This window comes from Hypnocyclicus thermotrophus (genome assembly GCF_004365575.1).
GTDB classification, from domain to species: Bacteria; Fusobacteriota; Fusobacteriia; order Fusobacteriales; family Fusobacteriaceae; genus Hypnocyclicus; species Hypnocyclicus thermotrophus.
On the sequence record NZ_SOBG01000004.1, the window covers coordinates 149,710 to 165,829 of the forward strand.

Sequence of the window (16,120 nt, forward strand, 5' to 3'; positions counted from 1 at the left end):
AATTTTAAAATAAAAACCCATAAAAACATAAGTTGCTTTTATGGATTAAATTTCTTTCTAATATATATTTCCGGATAATCCTACAGATTTTTTTATTTCTATCATTTTTTTACTAGCTATATCTCTTGCTTTTTCTGCTCCTTGCTTTAACACTTTTTGTACATATTCCGGATTTTTAATTAATTCTTCTCTTTTGGCTCTTGCTTCTCCAAAATATTCTAATATTTTTGCTAATAATTCATTTTTAGCATGTCCATAACCATATCCACCAGTTAAAAATTTATTTTTCATTTCTTCTACTTCTTCTTTTGTAGCAAATAATTCATATAATTTTGTTATATTATTATCGGGATTTTTAGGCTCTTCTAAAGGTGTTGAATCTGTTACTATTCCCATTACTTGTTTTTTTAATTCTTTTTTAGATGCAAACATTTGTATAGTATTTCCATAAGATTTACTCATTTTTTGTCCATCAGTTCCAGGCACTACTGCCAAACTTTCTATTATTTGAGGTTCAGGAAGTTTAAATACTTCTCCAAAAGTTTGATTAAATTTTATTGCTATATTTCTAGTCATTTCAAGATGTTGTTTTTGATCTTTTCCCACTGGTACTATATCTGCATCATAAAGTAAAATATCTGCTGCCATAAGTATAGGATAAGTAAATAGTCCTACATTTGGAGATATTCCTTTTGCTATCTTATCTTTATATGAATGAGCTCTTTCCAAAAGTCCCATAGGACTTACATTTGATAATATCCAAGCAAGCTCTGTACACTCAGGTACATCTGATTGCAAATAAATAGTCGATTTTTCTGGATCAAGCCCTAATGCTAAAAAATCTAAAACAGCATCATATGCATTTTTTCTAAGTTGTTCTGCATTTTGAAGTGATGTTAATGCATGATAATCTACTATAAAATAAAACCCTTCATTATCATGTTGATTATCCACAAATTGCTTTATTGCTCCAAAATAATTTCCTATATGTAAAATACCACTTGGTTGTATACCAGACAAGCTTCTTTTCATAATAAATAATACCTCCTATTTTTTAAGATATTTTATCATTTAATAGTATTTTTTTCAAATTCAATTTTTTAATTTTTATTTATATAAATTTTTCTATTGATATATGACCCTATTTAAATTCGACAATTTTAATATTTTTTTATAAAAAATATTAAAGATTAGTAAAAATAAAGTCGATATATAATTTGTCCACATTATTGGTTGTGTGACTCCCTAAACAAAAACCATGAAATAAAAAGAGGAATGTAATCCCCAGTTACTTCCTCTTTTTATTTTATTTAAAGGATTTTTTCATCTTTTTTAGTAAAATATTAAAAAGTATAAAAATTATAAAAGAGGTGAGCTATGTTAAATAAAGGTTTTTTACTAAAATTATTTGAAGGTTTTTCTTTGAATAGATGGAATGATTTTATTAGACCAATTGAATTTACAGAAATGGATAGACATGCACTTAAAATGATGATAGCATATTTTTTAGGTAAATATGAAGAAGAACAAGGAAATATTATTGATTGGAACCAGCTTATTGAATCAGGTTTTTTTGATTTATTAAAAAAAATCTCTTTATCAGATATAAAATCACCTGTTGCTAAACGAATTAAACTTAAAAATCCTACTGCATATAAAGAACTTAATAAATGGGCAACAGCACAATACGAAGTATATTTAGATAAAAATCTTTTTGAAAAATTTCAAAACTACATACTTGATGAACCTATTAATAATCTTACTTTAAAAATTTTAAAATTAGCTCATAAATATTCTACAAAAATAGAATTAGAAATATTAAAAAAACAAAATTTAGATGATAGAGTTGATCCTATTTTAAATAAAATTTTTAATGATTTAACAAGATTTAAAAATTTGGCTTCATATAAATTTCTCACTCAAAACAAAAATTTTGAAGAACTTATTAAAATAATTCAATATTTAAGGTATCAAGAAAGATGGAATCAATCGCCTAGAGTTCCTAGAACATCTGTCCTTGGTCATAGTATGTATGTAGCATCCCTTACATTTATTATTTCTACATCTTTAAATGCTTCACAAAGTAGAATAAGAAATAATTTTTTTACAGCACTTTTTCATGATTTAATGGAATCTGTTACTCGTGATATAATTTCACCTGTAAAAAGAGCCACTTTAGAACTCCCAGATATAATAAAAAATATTGAAAATGAGATAGCCGAAGAAGAATTATATCCATTTATCGATTATGGCTTAGATGAAATTAAACTTTTCTCTGAAAATGAATTTGAAAGTCGTGTTTTTATTGATAATAAATGGCAAACTGTTTCTACTGATGAAATACAAGAAAAATATAATGATGATAATTATAATGCTATTGATGGTGAAATTGTAAAAATTTGTGATGAATTATCAGCTTTTATCGAAGCTTATCAATCAATTGAATATGGAATATCTTCAAAACCTTTAAAGTCTGCTATTACAAGTATAAGTGAAAAATATAAAAATAAAAAAATAGCTAATATCAATATTGGGAAATTATACCTTGATTTTTAACTTTATTCTTAATTTAGTTTAATAAAAAAATCCGTAGTTTGAATCTACGGATTTTTTTTTAAATATTTATTATAAAATAATATTATTTTTTCTTTTAATTCCTCTCTACTAATACTATTATCTATAATAAAATCAGCTAATTCTTTCTTTTCTTCTAAACTCATTTGTGATTCTATTTTTTTTATTGCATATTCTCTAGAAATATTATCTCTTTTCATTAATCTATCTATTTGTAACTCTTTATTTGATATTATAAGCAAAGTTTTATCACATAAATATTCTAATTTAACTTCAAATAAAAGTGGAATATCTAATATAAGATTTTTTTTATCATTGTTTAATTTTATTTGATTTTTTATTTCATTAATAATTTTGGGATGCATTATTCCATTTAATTTTTCTCTTAATTCTTTATTATCAAATATAAGTTTTCCTAAAACTTCTCTATTTACTTCATCATTTTTTATTACTTTACTACCAAATTCCTTTTCAATCTCTTTGATTACTTCTTTTTTTTTAGAAACATCACGAGAAATTTTATCAGCATCAATTACAACTAATCCCAACTCCATAAAAATTTTACTTACTTCAGATTTGCCACAAGCTATACCACCTGTAAGCCCTAATATCATTACTCTTCACTCCATATTTTTAAATTTTTTTCTATAAATTCTATTATTTGATTATGCTCTTTTTTTCCATTCCCCTCTATAGAAATTTTTTTTCCAAATTTAATATATATTTTTTTACTTCTATCTATTTTCCCAAAATCTTTAATATATTTCCCATTTCCCCAAAAATCAGTTTTTATTGCTATAGGTACTACATCTACATTTGCTTTTTTTCCTAATTTTATTCCTAATGAATTAAATTTTTTAGGATCAAATTCTACTGTTCTTGTACTTTGGGGAAATATTATTACTGATATACCATTTTTTAATTTTTTTACACCTTCATTTATTACTTTTATTAAATCTTCTCTTGAATTTTCTCTACTTACTGCTATAGGATCTCTAGCTTTCATTACTGGTCCAAAAAAAGGATATGTTAAAAGAGTATCCTTTACAACAAAAGTACATTCTAAATAAGGTGCTATAATTGATGGAAAAACCATAGTTTCTAACGTACTCATATGATTACTTATAAATACTACTGGTTTATCCAATTTTGCTAAATTTTCTAATCCTGATATCTCAAACCTTCCTCCAGACCCTTCTATTAATTGAAATATATCATAAGAAGTTTTTGCCCAATTTTCTGTATTGTAAATTCCTTTTAATGCTAACTTTCTACAATTTAAAACTATTTTACTATATTTCCAAAAAAAAGCTACTCTTGTATTAAATACTAATCTATCTAGCAAAAATCTTTTTTTATTAACTGGTGTTGTGTATGTATTGCCTTCAAAATATTTCTTCATAAAAACCTCCCACTTAATTTTTATTTCTTATTATATCATAATTTTATTTTTCTTTGCACTAGATTATTTTTATTAAATATAGTATTATTTTATGTAGAATAATACTATATTTATAAAAGTAATCAATAATCTATATATACAATTAAAAATTAGGAGGATTAAACATGGATATACTCAAATTTGCAAAAGAGATTTTTGAAATTGAAATTAATGAATTAAACAAAGTAAAAAATAAATTAGATAATTCATTTGAAAAAGCAATAAATTTAATTCTTAATTCTAAAGGAAAAGTTGTTGTAACTGGTATAGGAAAATCTGGAATTATCGGTAAAAAAATTGCTGCTACTTTTGCTTCTACTGGAACTTTAGCAGTATTTATGAATGCTGCCGAAGGAATACATGGTGACCTTGGAATGATAAGTAAAGATGATATTGTACTAGCTATTTCAAATAGTGGAAATAGCGATGAAGTAATTTCAATTATTCCTTCAATCAAAAAAATAGGTGCTACTCTTATTGCTCTTACTGGCAATAAGAAGTCCATTTTAGCAAAAGAAGCCAATTGTATACTTAATATTGGCGTTGAAACAGAAGCTTGTCCTATTAATTTAGCTCCTACTTCTTCTACTACTGCTACTTTAGTTATGGGTGATGCTTTAGCTGCTACTCTTATTAAATTGCGTAATTTTAAGCCAGAACACTTTGCTATTTATCATCCTGGAGGAGCTCTTGGAAAAAGATTATTATTAAAAGTAAATGATGTAATGCATAAATCTAATAATTTAGCAATTGTTAACTCTAATGCTCCTATTGATAAAATTATTATTGAGATGACAAATAAAAATCTTGGAGCTGTATGTGTAGTAGAAAATGATATTATGGTTGGTATTATAACCGAAGGCGATATACGTAGAGCATTAAAAAATAAAGAGAATTTTTTTAACTATATCGCAAATGATATCATGACAAAAAATTTTACTTATATAACTGAAAATGATATGGCTATAAAAGCTTTAGAACTTATGGAAAATAGAGAAAGTCAAATTTCTGTACTCCCAGTACTTAACAATAAAAAACTTGTTGGGCTTGTACGTATTCATGATTTATTAAAAGTTTCTGTATAATTTGATAATCAAAATATTGACCTGCAAATAAAAATATGTTATAATTTTTTATAATAATAATAAGGAGGATTTAATAATGGTAACTAAAGATAGTAATATATTAGAAGCTGTTCAAAAATACCCTGTAATTGCTCAAGTATTCCAAAGATATGGTCTTGGTTGTATCGGATGTATGGTTGCATCTGGAGAAAGTTTAGGAGAAGGAATTTCTTCTCATGGATTAAACGCTGATGCAATAATTGCAGAAATAAATGACATCATTTCAAAACAAGAAGCTAATAAATAATTTAAATAAAAAAGCTGTTGAAAAAATTTCAACAGCTTTTTTGTCATTTTTTTTACACTAATTTATTTTTTATTTTCTTTTACTATTTTTATAAAATATTTATGAACCCTATTATCATCTGTAAGTTCTGGATGAAATGAAGTAACTAAAATATTATTTTGCTTTGCTGCCACTATATGTCCATTTACTTGTGATAAAACTTCTACATTATTTTCAACAGCTTCAATATATGGTGCTCTTATAAAAGTCATTTTAATTTTTTCGCCTATATTTTTTACATATTCTTCTGTATAAAAACTTCCTAATTGTCTTCCATATGCATTTCTTCTTACTACTATATCCATTACTCCTAAATGAATTTTATCATCATTCACAATTTTTTTTGCAAGTAATATAAGTCCTGCACATGTTCCAAATATTGGTAAACCTTCTTTTATTTTTTCTATCAAACTATCTTTTATATTTAAATCTACTAAAAGTTTTCCAATAGCTGTACTTTCTCCTCCAGGAATTATAAGTCCATCTATTTCATTTAATTTTTCTTTTTTTCTTATTTCTATAGCTTCTACATTTAAATTTCTTAAAATATTTATATGCTCAATAAAAGCTCCTTGGAGTGCTAATACTCCTATCTTCATACTACCACCCTCTTTTAGCCATTTTTTCATCTTCACTAAGAGTATGAATTCCTATTCCTACCATTGCTTCTCCTAAATCTTCTGATATTTCTGCTAAAACTTTTGGATCATTATAATGTGTAACTGCTTTTACTATTGCTTGTGCTCTTTTTCTTGGATCTCCTGATTTAAATATTCCAGAACCAACAAAAACTCCATCACAACCAAGCTGCATCATAAGAGCCGCATCGGCTGGAGTCGCTACTCCTCCTGCCGCAAAATTTACTACTGGTAATTTACCATGTTTATGTACATATTTTAATAATTCTAATGGAACTTGAAGTTCTTTTGCTGCATTATATAATTCATCTTCATTTAATGATTTTATTCTACTCATTTCACTATTCATTGCTCTCATATGTTTTACTGCTTCTACTACATCACCTGTTCCTGGTTCTCCTTTTGTTCTAATCATTGAAGCACCTTCTGCTATCCTTCTAAGTGCTTCTGATAAATTTTTTGCCCCACATACAAATGGCACACTAAATTTTGTTTTATCTATATGATATTTATCATCAGCTGGAGTTAAAACTTCACTTTCATCAATATAATCTATTTCTAACGCCTCTAATATTTGAGCTTCTACAAAATGACCTATCCTTACTTTTGCCATTACTGGTATTGATACTGCTTCTTGTATCTCTTTTATCATTTTAGGATCTGACATTCTAGCTACTCCTCCGGCTGCTCTAATATCTGCTGGTACTCTTTCTAATGCCATTACAGCACAAGCTCCTGCTTCTTCTGCTATTTTCGCTTGTTCTGCATTAGTAACATCCATTATTACTCCGCCTTTTAGCATTTGTGCTAAATTTTTATTTAATTCATATCTATTATTCATATTAATTCCCCCTTGAAATTTTATAATACAATTTTATATAATTGTATTATAAATATATAAAAAGTCAATTAAAAAACTTTACGATTGTACTAGTACAATTTAATTTTTAGAAACCATTGCTTAACTATAAAATAAAGAAAAGGAGAATTAAATTGAATATAAAAATTAATTTAAAAAATAATAAAAAATTATATGTTCAAATATTTGATGAAATTAAAAAAAGAATTGAAAACGGAGAACTAAAATCTAATTCAAAACTTTTATCTATTAGAACTTTAGCAAAACAGTTAAATGTAAATCCTGCTACTGTTATGAAAGCATATGATTTATTAGAAGAAAAAAATTATATTTATAAAATTACTGGTAGTGGCTGTTATGTAAGTAATGAATTTGAAAATATTGATAAAAATGTAGAAATTGATATAGTAAATATGAATTTTAATAAAAATATTAAAAGATATTATGACCTTGCTAATAGTTATCCTGATCGCTCATTTTTTAAACTTCATATTTTAAAAAATTCAATAAATGATTCATTTAATAAATATGGTATAGATATGTTTTTTTATAGTGAAATTGACGGTGACAAAACTCTAAAAAAACTTATAGTCGAAAAATTTTATTCAAAACATAGAATAAATAATATTGATAAAATTAAAATTCTTTCTAGTAGTACTCATGCACTTGATATTATTTGTAAAAAATTATTAAAACCTGGAGATAAAATAGTAGTTGAAGGATACACTAATCCAAATGCATTATCTATATTTAAAAAATATAACATACAAATAATATCTATTTCACTTGAAAAAAATGGTATAAATATCGAAAAATTTAAATCATTGCTTAAACAAGAAAAAATAAAATTTCTTTATACTATTCCAAATTTTAACAATCCTACTAATATAATAACTACTGATACCAAAAAAAAAGAACTAATTAATTTAGCTAAAAAATATAAATTTTATATTATAGAAGACGATGTACTTTCTGATATATCATTTAATAAAAAATTAAATACTTTAAAAAGTTTTGATTTTAATAACACTAACGTTTTTTATCTATTTAGTTTTTCAAAAATTTTTTTACCTGGCATAAGATTATCTTATGTAACTATTCCAAATAATATTAACACATTAAATATAGAAACTTCTCCTTCTATATTTATCCAAAAATTTTTTTATAAATTTCTTAAAAAAATTGATTTTGAACGTTATAAAAACTCATTAAAAATATTTTATGAAAAAAAATATAAATTTTTTAAAGAAAATCTAGAACAAATAGAACAAATAGAAATTTTAAACAATTCTGAAGGGGGTTTTTATTTTTGGATAAAACTTCCTAATTGGATGGATAGTAAGAAACTTTATGAAATATGCTTAAAACATAATTTAGCTATAATTCCAGGAAATATTTTTCATCATAAATATATTTTCTCAAATTATATAAGAGTTAGCTATTCTTCAATTGAAAAAGAAAAAATTTTAGATGCTATAAACATTTTAAAAAAATGTATTTACAATTATTCTGTATTAAAAAAATGATATTTTTGTACTATTTTTTTATAAAAACATTGAAAATTTTGAAAAAATATAGTATCATTAATAATTAAAAATTTAAATGAGGTGAATAAAAAATGTCTAAACTTCTTATGACTCCAGGTCCTACTAATATTCCAACTGAAGTACAAAATATACTTGGTCAAGATATGATTCATCATAGATTTGATGATTTTCATAAAATTATGGAAAATTTAAATGAAAAACTAAAAAAAATATTTTTTACACAAAATGATGTATATACTATGACTTGTTCTGGTACAGGTGTTATGGAAACCGCTGTTGTAAATCTTTTTTCTAAAGGTGAAAAAGTTGCTATTGTAAATGTAGGTAATTTTGGTAAAAGATTTGTACAAATATGCAAAGTTTATGGATTAAATGTAATTGAATTAGAATATAATTGGGGAGAAACTTATAATATAAATGATATTAAAAAAGTAATCTCTGAAAATAATGATCTAAAAGGAATTTTTGTAACTCATAGTGAAACATCTACAGGTGTATTAAATAATATAAAAGCTATCGGTGAATTAACTAAAAATAGCGATATTTTATTAATAGTAGATGTAATTAGTGGTATGATAGTTAACGAGTTTAGATTTGATGAATGGAATGTAGATTGTGCAGTAGCTGGAAGTCAAAAAGGATTTTTATTACCACCAGGAATAGCATTTGTATCTATCAGTGATAAAGCTAAAAAAGCTCTTTATAAATCCGATTTACCAAAGTTTTATTTTGATTTAAAAGTTACTATAAAATATTATAATGAAAAAAAAGAAACGCCTTGGACTCCTGCAATACCTATTATTCGTGCTGCTGAAGTAGCTTGTGATTTATTATTAAAAGAAGGTATTGAAAATATACAAATCAAACATACAAAACTTAGAAAATATGTAGAAGATGAAGTTCAAAAACTTGGATTTAAACTATTTGTAAAAAATCCTGAAGCTAGAGGAAATACTCTTGTTACAGTTTATAGAGAAGATAATTTAGATTTAACTAAATTAAGAGATTATATTGATAATGAATATAATATAACAATTGCTGGTGGTCAAGGAAAATATAATGGAAAAATATTAAGATTTGGATGTCTTGGACTTTTGACAATACAAGATTTTAATAATCTTTTTAAAAAAATTAAAAAATATATAGAAGAAAATAATTAATTTTTTAATATCTAGATAATTAATTTTATCTAGATATTTTTTATTTATATATATTTTAAATATTTTTTTGATATTTAATAAAATTTTTTATAAATAATTATACTAAGAAATTTCTTTTTTATTGACTATTTCTATCAAAAAAAATATAATTATAAAGAGAAAAATAATTTTAATTGTAAATTTCAGGAGGAAATTTTATGCAAAATAATATAGATATCGGTAGACTAATACCTATGATTACTAGTCTTGATTATGAATTTACAAAATCTGAAAAAAAAGTAGCAAAGCTTGTAATTAATAACACAGAAAAAATAATTTATAGCTCTATTACAGACCTTGCAGATCTAGCTGAAGTAGGTGAAGCTACTATTATAAGATTTTGTAGAAAATTAGGCTTTAAAGGATTTCAAGGATTTAAAATGGCTTTAGCTCAAGAATTATCAATGAATAAACAAACACCAACAAATTTATCAATAAATACGCCTATTGAAGAAACTGATTCATTAGAAATTATAGCTAAAAAATTTTATACAGTTAATGATAAAGCATTAAAAGAAACACTCTCACTTTTAGACTATACTAGTTTAGAAAAATCTGCTGAACTTGTATCAAGAGCCGAAAGGGTTTATTTTTTTGGAGTGGGATTCTCCGGAACTACTGCAATGGAGTCTAAATATAAATTTATGAGACTTTCTATAAATTGTGATGCTTATACTGATAATCATTTTATGGCCATGGCAGCTTCTCTTCTTAATCCTAATGATGTTGTTATCGGGATATCTCATTCAGGAAGTTCATTGGAAACTGTAAAAGGACTTGAAATTGCTAGAAGTGTTGGTGCAAAAACCATATGCATTACTCATCATGCAAAATCACCTATTACAAAACATGCTGACATTACACTATTAAATGGTTCAAAAGAAGGACCTTTACAAGTTGGAGGAGTTGGAACTAAGATTGCTCAACTTTTTGTTATTGATCTTATATATACACAAGTTGTTAGAATTAATAAAGATAAAGCTATTCGTAACACAAAAAAAACTAGAGAAGCTATCGAAAAAAAATTATATTAATAAATATAATAAAATCAATATTTACTGATTTTTTAAAAACTTTTTTTATTTTTTTTATTGACATCCTCTTTATCTTATGATAGAATTATTTTCGTCGAAAGCGTGGAGGAATGTCCGAATTGGCTAAGGGGCCGGTCTTGAAAACCGGTAAGGCGCAAGCTATCTGGGTTCGAGTCCCAGTTCCTCCGCCACTCAAGTTTAATATGGAGAAATGGCAGAGCTGGCCGAATGCGCACCCCTGCTAAGGGTGTATACCTCCGGGTATCGAGGGTTCGAATCCCTCTTTCTCCGCCAGATGATTAAAAAGTGGATAATCCACTTTATTTTTTTATGTGCACCCATAGCTCAATTGGATAGAGCACTTGACTACGGATCAAGGGGTTAGGGGTTCAACTCCTCTTGGGTGCGCCAAAAAAAATATTTGACAAATATTTTTTATGTGATATAATATATTGTATTTTAAAATCAAATATATTTTGTAAAGAAGAAACCTGTGTTTCTCACCTTACGGGCTAAAGGCTTACATAAGGTCATTTAATAGTTAATGTAATTTATAGGTTTATTTATATATATAATAAATAACTATTAAGAGAGACAGGGTATTTATATACCCTGTTATTTTTTTAGGAGGTGTTTTTTATTTCTCAAAAGACGCGAATTAATGACAAAATTCGAGCAAAAGAAGTAATGGTTATCGGTGATAATGGTGAACAATTAGGAGTAATGAAATTAAATGATGCACTTGATTTAGCATCAGAAAAAAAACTTGATTTAGTTGAAGTAGCTCCAAATGCTAATCCAATTGTTTGTAAAATAATGGATTACGGAAAATTTAAATATGACAAAGAAAAAAAAGCTAAAGAAGCTAAAAAAAATCAAAAAGTTGTTGTTGTAAAAGAAATTAAATTTAAATCAAGAATTGACAAACATGATTTTGATACTAAAGTATCTAAAATATCTAAATTTTTAGAAAAAGAATACAAAGTAAAAGTTAGCTTAATGCTTTTCGGTAGAGAAAGAATGCATTCTGAAATTGGTATTAATTTACTTGACCAAGTTGCTGAAATATTTGCTGATAAAGCAGTTGTAGATAAAAAATATAATGAAGCTCAAAAATTTTTAATGCTATCACCTAAAAAGCAATAAATTTAGTATATAGCAGAATTCTGGAAGGAGGAAATATTTATGCCTAAAATGAAAACTCACAGAGGAGCAAAAAAAAGAGTTAAAGTTACTGGAACAGGAAAATTCGTTGTAAAACATTCAGGAAAAAGTCACATATTAACTAAAAAAGATAAAAAAAGAAAAAATAATCTAGGAAAAGATATGGTAGTTCCTGAAGCAGCTGCAAGAAAATTATCAAAATTATTACCATCTAAAGAAGGAAGATAATTCCTGTAAATCAAATTTTTGTATAAGGAGGATTTAGTCAATGAGAGTAAAGACTGGTATCGTTAGAAGAAGAAGACATAAAAAAATCTTAAAACAAGCTAAAGGTTTTAGAGGTGCTAGTGGTACAGCTGTAAAACAAGCTAAACAAGCTACTATGAGAGCAGCTGCTTATGCTACTAGAGATAGAAAAGTTAAGAAAAGAGAAATGAGAAAATTATGGATAATCAGAATAAATGCTGGAGCTAGAGCAAATGGATTATCATATAGTAGATTCATGAATGGATTAAAATTAGCTGGTATCGAATTAGATAGAAAAGTATTAGCTGACTTAGCTTTAAACAACCCTGCTGAATTCACTAGCTTAGTTGAAGCTGCTAAAGCTGCATTATAATTTATTAAAAAATAATTTTAATAAACTTAAAAACTGTTGAAATAATTTTCAACAGTTTTTTTATTTTTTATTGCATATTATTTATAATTTTGTTATAATATTTTTTGGTGTGAAAAATAATAATAGGTGATGTTATGAATATTTTTATTTTTTTTAAAAAAAATAATGTTTTTCAAAAAAAAATATCACAACAACTATATACAAAATTATATAGATTAATATAACCTGAGGTATAGCTATAGCTATATCTCAGGTTTTTTATTTAAGGAGGAGATTTCATGAATTACGATGTTATTATCATTGGTGGGGGACCTGCAGGAATATTTACAGCTTACGAACTAGTAAAAGAAAAAAAAGATTTAAGTATTTTAATTATTGAAAAAGGAAAAAATATTTACAAAAGAAAATGTCCAAAACATTATAACGGTGGAACATGTGTATACTGTAGCCCTTGTTCTATAACTACTGGATGGGCTGGAGCTGGAGCTTATTCTGATGGAAAACTTTCATTATCTCATGAAGTTGGTGGAAAGTTACCTGAATATATTGGAGTAGAAAAAACTCAAGAACTTATAAAATATGTAGATAATATTTATTTAAAATTTAACGCTTCAAAAGATATACATGGAGAAGTTGAAAATAAAGCTATGAAAAAAATAAGAAAAAAGTCTATTAAAGCTAATTTAAAACTTGTACATTGCCCTGTAAGGCATCTTGGTACTGAAAAAGCTCAAGAACTATATGCTAAATTATATGAACATCTAATCGATAATAATGTAACTGTAAAATTTAATACTATGGTTGAAGATCTTATTATTGATAATAATAATGTAATTGGTATAAAAACAAAAGAAGAAAATATTTATGGAAAATATACAGTTGCTACTGTCGGTAGAGAGGGTTCAAACTGGTTAATGGATATTTGTAAATCTCATAATATAAATACAAAACCTGGAACTGTTGATATTGGTGTAAGAGTTGAATGTAGAAATGAAATCATGAAAGAAATAAATGAAAATTTTTACGAAGCAAAAATGATACACTATACTAAAACTTTTGATGATAAAGTAAGAACTTTCTGCTCAAATCCTGGGGGATTTGTTTCTTCTGAATATTATGATGATAAATTAGCTGTAGTCAATGGTCATAGTTATAAAGAGCTTAAAAGTAATAATACTAATTTTGCTTTATTAGTCTCAAAGAATTTTACAGAGCCATTTAAATCGCCTATAGAATATGGTAAACATATTGCAAAACTAGCTAATATGCTTACTGAAAATAAAATTCTTGTTCAAAGATTTGGAGATCTTATACGAGGTAGAAGAACTTATGAACATAGATTATATCGAAATAATATTATTCCTACACTAAAAGATGCTATACCCGGGGATCTTAGTTTAGTATTGCCTCATAGAATATTAGTAGATCTTATTGAAATGATATATGCACTTGACAAAGTAACCCCTGGTATTGCAAGTGATGAAACATTACTTTATGGTGTAGAAGTAAAATTTTATTCAAATATTGTAAAAGTAAAAGAAAATTTTGAAAGTATTTCTATAAATAATCTATATTTAGGCGGAGATGGAGCTGGTATTACACGAGGTCTTATGCAAGCTTCTGTAAATGGAATTGTTTTAGCTAGAAATATTTTAAAAAATTTTTAATCAAAAAAAAGAGTCTAAATAGTAATGCACTCCAAAAGTAGACACAATATAAAACATTTGTATCTTCATTTTGGGGTGCATTTTCAGTTTTTTAGTCTCTTTTTTTATTTATAGTAAATATTAATCTAATAATTCTAAAAAAGAATTCATTACTTTTTCCATTTTTTTATTAACTTCTTCTTCACTAGCTGCATTTACTCCAAAATAATATTTTATTTTAGGTTCTGTACCCGATGGTCTAGCTGTAATATATGTATTATCTTCTAATACTAGTTGTAATACATTTGATTTTGGAAGTTCTAAAGCTTTTTCTGTTTTCTCTTTTTTATTTATTTCAATTTGTTTATCAAAATCTCTTAATATAACTACTTTTTTACCATTTATTTCAGTTGGAGTATTTTCTCTTAACTTAGTCATTATAGACGTTATTTTTTCAGCTCCTTCTTTACCACTCATAGTTATAGCTTTTATTCCTTCTTTATACCAACCAAATTTTTCATAAAGTTTTTTAAGCTCTTTTGCTATACTACTTCCTTTAGCAGCATAAAATGCTGCCATTTCAGCTATTATCATAGTTGTTACAACTGCATCTTTGTCTCTTGCATGTGTTCCTATAAGATAACCATAGCTCTCTTCAAATCCAAATATATATTCTCCATCAAGTTCTTTTGTTTCAAATTGTCTTATTTTTTCTCCTATAAACTTAAATCCAGTAAGAGTTTTCATTACTTCTATATTATGAGCTTTTGCTACTACATCAACCATAGGTGTTGATACTACCGTAGTTATTATTTTTCCGTTTGTAGGTATATTTTTTCTATTTGCTAAAATATATTCTACTAGCAAAAGTCCTACTTGATTTCCATTAGGATATATCCATTTTCCATTTTCATCTTTTACAGCAATTCCTATTCTATCTGCATCAGGGTCATTTGCCATTACTATTTCAGCACCTTTTTCTTCTGCTAATTTTATTCCTAACTTAAATACCGCTGGATCTTCAGGATTTGCATATCCTACTGTAGGAAAAGTTCCATCTGGTTCTTCTTGTTCTTTTACTGTATATACATTTTTAAATCCCACTTCATCTAATATTCTTTGAACTGGTCTTCTTCCTGTTCCATGAAGTGGAGAATATACTATTTTAAACTCTTCTTTTCCTGGTATATCCATATTTATTACTTCTTTTTTTATTGTTTCGATATACTTATCATCAAGTTCTTTTCCTACAATTACTAAAAGTCCTTTTTCTTTTGCTTCTTTTTCTGATATTAATTTTATTTCTCCAAAATCTTTTACATTTTTTACTGCTTCTACTACTCCACTTGCATGAGGTTCTACTATTTGAGCACCATCATTCCAATACACTTTATATCCATTATATTCTACTGGATTATGAGAAGCTGTTACGACAATTCCAGCCTGTGTTCCTAATTCTCTTACTGCAAATGATAATTCAGGTGTTGATCTAAGTGATTCAAATAAATATGACTTTATTCCATTAGCTGCAAGGACTAAAGCAGCATTTAAAGAATATTCTACAGAACCTATTCTACAATCATAAGCTATAACTACACCTTTTTCTTTTGCTTCTTTTTCATTTACAGAAAGCATATAATTAGCTAATCCTTGAGTAGCTTTTCTTATCATATATTTATTCATTCTGTTAGTTCCTATACCTCTTATACCTCTCATACCACCTGTACCAAAAGCTAAATCTGTATAAAATCTCTCTTCAATCTCTTTTTTATTATCTTTTATTGACTCTAGCTCTTTTTTATCTATATCGTCAATAAATGATGAATTTAGCCATTCTTCGTATTTCTTTATAAAACCCATTTGTTCTCCTCCTATTTTTAATGAATTCTATATAATTTTAATAGATTTTCTAAAAAAAATCAAGGAAAATAAAGAATTTGAAATATATTAATCTTTTAAGAAGTTTTTTTAACTTTAAAATAAAAAGAG

Annotated in this window: 16 protein-coding genes and 3 tRNA genes; 13 read left to right on the forward strand and 6 right to left on the reverse strand. The window is 26.0% G+C overall.

The genetic code is table 11. The features are described from left to right. Positions 1–57 precede the first annotated feature (57 nt). Positions 58–1,032: a tryptophan--tRNA ligase gene (trpS, locus tag EV215_RS05475; RefSeq protein ID WP_134112997.1), complete on the reverse strand. Its 975-nt coding sequence runs from the start codon at positions 1,030–1,032 to the stop codon at positions 58–60. A 345-nt stretch (positions 1,033–1,377) separates the two neighbouring features. Here trpS and EV215_RS05480 point away from each other — a divergent pair, with 345 nt between their 5' ends. Further along, complete coding sequence (locus EV215_RS05480; RefSeq protein WP_134112998.1) at positions 1,378–2,556, forward strand: YfbR-like 5'-deoxynucleotidase; 1,179 nt, start codon at positions 1,378–1,380, stop codon at positions 2,554–2,556. Positions 2,557–2,600: 44 nt separating this feature from the next. Here EV215_RS05480 and coaE read toward each other — a convergent pair whose 3' ends face one another. Continuing rightward, positions 2,601–3,188 (reverse strand): dephospho-CoA kinase, encoded by a 588-nt coding sequence (gene coaE / locus EV215_RS05485; protein WP_134112999.1) that lies wholly within the window; start codon positions 3,186–3,188, stop codon positions 2,601–2,603. Then, entirely contained in the window at positions 3,188–3,976 is a 789-nt protein-coding gene (locus EV215_RS05490) for a lysophospholipid acyltransferase family protein (protein ID WP_134113000.1), read from the reverse strand. The genes coaE and EV215_RS05490 overlap by 1 nt, the downstream gene beginning before the upstream one ends. A gap of 164 nt (positions 3,977–4,140) precedes the next feature. On the opposite strand from EV215_RS05490, the gene EV215_RS05495 reads away from it, so the two are divergent. After that, positions 4,141–5,100: a KpsF/GutQ family sugar-phosphate isomerase gene (locus EV215_RS05495; RefSeq protein ID WP_134113001.1), complete on the forward strand. Its 960-nt coding sequence runs from the start codon at positions 4,141–4,143 to the stop codon at positions 5,098–5,100. 76 nt (positions 5,101–5,176) lie between these two features. Beyond that, entirely contained in the window at positions 5,177–5,386 is a 210-nt protein-coding gene (locus tag EV215_RS05500; RefSeq protein WP_134113002.1) for a DUF1858 domain-containing protein, read from the forward strand. 62 nt (positions 5,387–5,448) lie between these two features. Here the strand turns inward: EV215_RS05500 and pdxT are convergent, their stop codons facing one another. Both pdxT and pdxS read right to left on the reverse strand, forming a co-directional pair. Then, positions 5,449–6,024, reverse strand: a complete 576-nt coding sequence (gene pdxT / locus EV215_RS05505) for a pyridoxal 5'-phosphate synthase glutaminase subunit PdxT (protein WP_134113003.1) — start codon at positions 6,022–6,024, stop codon at positions 5,449–5,451. Position 6,025: 1 nt separating this feature from the next. Continuing rightward, entirely contained in the window at positions 6,026–6,904 is an 879-nt protein-coding gene (gene pdxS / locus EV215_RS05510) for a pyridoxal 5'-phosphate synthase lyase subunit PdxS (RefSeq protein WP_134113004.1), read from the reverse strand. Positions 6,905–7,056: 152 nt separating this feature from the next. On the opposite strand from pdxS, the gene EV215_RS05515 reads away from it, so the two are divergent. From EV215_RS05515 to EV215_RS05560, 10 genes are all read left to right on the forward strand, one after another. Next, positions 7,057–8,448, forward strand: coding sequence for an aminotransferase-like domain-containing protein (locus tag EV215_RS05515; protein ID WP_166667359.1), 1,392 nt, complete (start codon positions 7,057–7,059; stop codon positions 8,446–8,448). A 92-nt stretch (positions 8,449–8,540) separates the two neighbouring features. Next, a complete protein-coding gene (locus tag EV215_RS05520) occupies positions 8,541–9,629 on the forward strand; it encodes a pyridoxal-phosphate-dependent aminotransferase family protein (protein ID WP_134113006.1) in 1,089 nt (362 codons plus the stop codon). 197 nt (positions 9,630–9,826) lie between these two features. Then, positions 9,827–10,702, forward strand: a complete 876-nt coding sequence (locus EV215_RS05525) for a MurR/RpiR family transcriptional regulator (protein WP_134113007.1) — start codon at positions 9,827–9,829, stop codon at positions 10,700–10,702. Between the two features lie 104 nt (positions 10,703–10,806). Continuing rightward, positions 10,807–10,893 (forward strand) — tRNA-Ser (locus EV215_RS05530). A gap of 14 nt (positions 10,894–10,907) precedes the next feature. After that, a tRNA-Ser gene (locus EV215_RS05535) sits at positions 10,908–10,996 on the forward strand. A 40-nt stretch (positions 10,997–11,036) separates the two neighbouring features. Further along, a tRNA-Arg gene (locus tag EV215_RS05540) sits at positions 11,037–11,113 on the forward strand. 219 nt (positions 11,114–11,332) lie between these two features. Further along, a complete protein-coding gene (gene infC / locus EV215_RS05545; RefSeq protein ID WP_134113008.1) occupies positions 11,333–11,848 on the forward strand; it encodes a translation initiation factor IF-3 in 516 nt (171 codons plus the stop codon). A 39-nt stretch (positions 11,849–11,887) separates the two neighbouring features. Further along, positions 11,888–12,094, forward strand: coding sequence for a 50S ribosomal protein L35 (gene rpmI, locus EV215_RS05550; RefSeq protein WP_134113009.1), 207 nt, complete (start codon positions 11,888–11,890; stop codon positions 12,092–12,094). Positions 12,095–12,134: 40 nt separating this feature from the next. Beyond that, complete coding sequence (rplT, locus tag EV215_RS05555; protein ID WP_134113010.1) at positions 12,135–12,485, forward strand: 50S ribosomal protein L20; 351 nt, start codon at positions 12,135–12,137, stop codon at positions 12,483–12,485. 278 nt (positions 12,486–12,763) lie between these two features. Then, positions 12,764–14,152 (forward strand): NAD(P)/FAD-dependent oxidoreductase, encoded by a 1,389-nt coding sequence (locus EV215_RS05560; protein ID WP_134113011.1) that lies wholly within the window; start codon positions 12,764–12,766, stop codon positions 14,150–14,152. A 120-nt stretch (positions 14,153–14,272) separates the two neighbouring features. On the opposite strand, the gene EV215_RS05565 is transcribed toward EV215_RS05560, so the two are convergent. After that, positions 14,273–15,991 carry a phospho-sugar mutase gene (locus EV215_RS05565; RefSeq protein ID WP_134113012.1) on the reverse strand — a complete coding sequence of 573 codons (1,719 nt, stop codon included), beginning with the start codon at positions 15,989–15,991 and terminating at the stop codon, positions 14,273–14,275. Positions 15,992–16,120: the final 129 nt, after the last annotated feature.